The organism is Virgibacillus sp. DJP39 (assembly GCF_049310925.1).
GTDB lineage: Bacteria > Bacillota > Bacilli > Bacillales > Amphibacillaceae > Virgibacillus_F.
In genome coordinates, this window is the sequence record NZ_JBMERP010000150.1 from 1 (window position 1) to 2,515 (window position 2,515).

Consider the following 2,515-nt stretch of genomic DNA (forward strand, 5'->3'; position numbering starts at 1 on the left):
CTACATCGCCGATATCAAACTATGCGTTGGACTTAAATGAAACCGCCGTATACGGAACCGTACGTACGGTGGTGGTGTGCTGTGAAAGGCATATCGGAGATGAGGGAAGGCCCCTTGATAGGAATTGAATCAGGCAAATCTATCAAACAGCCCTAAGCTGCTGCAATTAAGAGTTGTGGTAGTAAGCGTCTAGGGAAAAGGTTGTACTAAAACAATCATGTGAGATATACAAAGATGAACGAAAGTGAACCGCTGAAGAAGTATCGATAACGTAAAGTTTTGTCAAAACCTATCGTTCACCACTAAATAGGGACAAGAGCAGTAGATGACCTGAAAAGCTGACTGCTTGGCAAACGGTATTAAGGCGGCATGAGTGTATATCAGGCTCTGATATGAAACACAGGAACCTGTACCACGATGACAAGTGAAAAGACACAAGCCACAGAAAGGCGAGGTTGAAATAGCGAAGCGTGATACAGGGGCGGAGGTGCTCGTAGTAGTAATGAAGTTGCTGTAATGGTAACAGAGCGAAGGGGCACCGTCATTCAACTCGAAAACTGATAACAACTGTGAGAACAGGAGGATTTGATGAAACAGAGTAAGCCATATAGCATTTCAAAGCAAGTTGTTATTTCCGCGTTCGAGAAAGTGAAAGCGAATAGAGGGAGTGCGGGAATTGACGGTCAAGACTTAAAAGAATTTGAAGAGAACCTCAAAGGGAATCTGTATAAAATTTGGAACAGAATGAGTTCCGGAAGCTACTTCCCTCCACCAGTTAAGCTGGTCGAGATACCTAAGAAAACTGGCGGAAAACGGGGTCTTGGAATTCCAACAGTCGAAGACAGAGTTGCACAGATGGTAGTTAAGATGGACTTGGAACCGAAAGTCGAACCAATATTTCATGAAGACTCCTATGGATACCGACCTAATAAGTCAGCTCTTGATGCAATAGGACTAGCGAGAAAAAGGTGCTGGAAATATGACTACGTCATAGAATTTGACATCAAAGGTTTGTTCGATAACATTGATCATGAACTTTTAATGCGGGCGGTACAAAAACACACAAAAGAGTCATGGATAATTATGTATATAGAAAGATGGCTCAAGGCACCTTTTGTTAATTCGGAAGGTAACAGGATTGAGCGAAACAGTGGGACACCACAAGGTGGCGTAATAAGTCCTGTTCTTGCAAACCTGTTCATGCATTATGCGTTTGATATGTGGATGGTACGAACAAATTCTTACTCACCGTTTGAGCGGTATGCTGATGATGCCATTATACATTGCAAGACTGAAAATGAGGCGCAAGAAATATTGGGGAAACTGGATCAAAGATTGAAGAAATGTAAGCTTGAACTACACCCGAAGAAAACGAAGATTATCTACTGTAAAGACAAGGATAGGAATGACGAGTATCCAGTAACGAAATTTGATTTTTTAGGATACACATTTCGAAGAATATTTATCAAAGATAGATTAGGAAGATTGCAGTTTAATTTTTTACCATCGGTTAGTAATAATTCTGCTAAAGCCTTTCGAGATAAAATAAAAATGATGAGAATTCATAGTTTTACAGGGAGAAAAATTGAAATGATAGCAGAAATGATAAATCCGACGGTTAGAGGTTGGCTGAACTATTTTAGAAAATATAATCCGTCAGCGGTGAAATACTCCATCGATTGTCTTAATCGGAGATTAGTCAAATGGGCAATGTGTAAATTCAAGAGGTTCAGAGGTCATCGAACACGAGCAGAAAGTTGGCTCAAAGAACTTGCAAAAAGAGAGCCCAAAATGTTTCCACACTGGGCTCTTGGAATGACTCCTTGATGGCTGAATGATAAGAGCCGTATGAATCGAGAGGTTCACGTACGGTTCTGTGAGAGCCTTTGGGTGAAACTCCCATTGGCTACTCGACTGAGAGGTCGGGGGTTAGTCACCCCCTCCTACTCGATTGTAATTTGCGTAACGTTGTAAATCCCCAATTTCCTGGCGCTCCCCCTTTGAAGTCATTACTTTATAGATGTTGAAGGTTAATCGTATATTACAGCTTTTCCTTGTTCACGTAATTTTTTTAAAGATGTAAGCATATGATTTATTTGCTCATCGGAATGTCTTTCCCATGAACTTAATTCGGCTATTATTTTCAAAGGCGATTTAGACCTATAAGAACGTGTTGGATTTCCTGGAAATTTTTTGTCAGTTAAGTTCGGATCATTTTCAAAATCACCTAATGGTTCTACAATGTAAATTCTTTCTTTTGATTTAGCTGTTGCTAATTCAGCACCCCATTTAGCCGCTTCTAATGTTGCAGTGAAATATATATAGTTCGATTTTTTGTCTTGGTAATTTGATAAGTGTTGCGCTTCTAGAAGATCTCCAGTTTTTAGTTCTGCTTTAGAACCATGAAAGAAAGGACCATTATCTAAGACATCTTGTTTGTCATTCATACTGTTATATACACCTCTTATATTTTTAGATTTGTATATAACAGTATAGGACAGGAGCTTTAGAAAGG

Annotated in this window: 2 protein-coding genes; one reads left to right on the forward strand and one right to left on the reverse strand. The window is 39.7% G+C overall.

Annotated elements, in window-relative coordinates:
• Positions 1 to 588 precede the first annotated feature (588 nt).
• Positions 589 to 1,827: a group II intron reverse transcriptase/maturase gene (gene ltrA / locus ACOI1D_RS21275; RefSeq protein WP_422504180.1), complete on the forward strand. Its 1,239-nt coding sequence runs from the start codon at positions 589 to 591 to the stop codon at positions 1,825 to 1,827.
• 203 nt (positions 1,828 to 2,030) lie between these two features.
• Here the strand turns inward: ltrA and arr are convergent, their stop codons facing one another.
• A complete protein-coding gene (gene arr, locus ACOI1D_RS21280) occupies positions 2,031 to 2,447 on the reverse strand; it encodes an NAD(+)--rifampin ADP-ribosyltransferase (RefSeq protein ID WP_422504181.1) in 417 nt (138 codons plus the stop codon).
• Positions 2,448 to 2,515: the final 68 nt, after the last annotated feature.